The organism is Pseudomonas paraversuta, assembly GCF_904063065.1.
GTDB lineage: Bacteria > Pseudomonadota > Gammaproteobacteria > Pseudomonadales > Pseudomonadaceae > Aquipseudomonas > Aquipseudomonas paraversuta.
The window spans coordinates 1-507 of the sequence record NZ_CAJFCL010000034.1 but is presented as its reverse complement, the minus strand read 5'-3'; the positions used below and the strand labels follow the sequence as shown (position 1 = coordinate 507).

General features: G+C 62.5%; 1 protein-coding gene and 1 pseudogene. Both read left to right on the top strand.

Annotated elements, in window-relative coordinates; genetic code table 11:
* Positions 1 to 217, top strand: a pseudogene (locus JQ845_RS22800) (FAD-binding domain-containing protein); the annotation flags it as partial.
* A 67-nt stretch (positions 218 to 284) separates the two neighbouring features.
* Positions 285 to 507, top strand: a 223-nt coding sequence (locus JQ845_RS22795) for an SDR family NAD(P)-dependent oxidoreductase (RefSeq protein ID WP_236010233.1), incomplete at its 3' end; no start/stop codon positions are given.

Below are 507 nucleotides of genomic sequence, written 5' to 3'. Positions count from 1 at the left end.
CCCGGTCACCCAGTCAGAGCGCTTCGATCCCGAGGGAAAATTCATCAAGCACTGGTTACCCGAGCTGAAAGAGCTGAACAAAAAACAGGTCCATAACCCTGCCTCCCTGGGTGGTCTGTTTGGCGTGGCCAATTACCCGGCGCCCATCGTCAACCTGAGCCAAAGCCGCGACCGGGCCCTGAGCGCATTCAAAACCCTGCCGTCACGGCAAATGCTGGAGGCCAGCCCTGGTTGCACGGCTGCGGATCTGGCTTACAGGCGCCAGCAGCGTTATTGGCGCGCAGATGGCCGAGGTATTGCTCAGCGGCGGCGCCCGGCTAGCGTTGACCGCCCGCACCCTGGAGCCCTTGAGAATCCTGTCCGAGCGTTACCCCGGACAAGTCTTGCTGGTGCCCGGCGACCTGACCGACAGCGTACAGGTACGCGAGATCGGCAAACGCATCGCCCAGGCCTGGGGCGCGCTGGATACCGTAATCCTCAATGCCGGCACCTGTGAGTATGTCGACG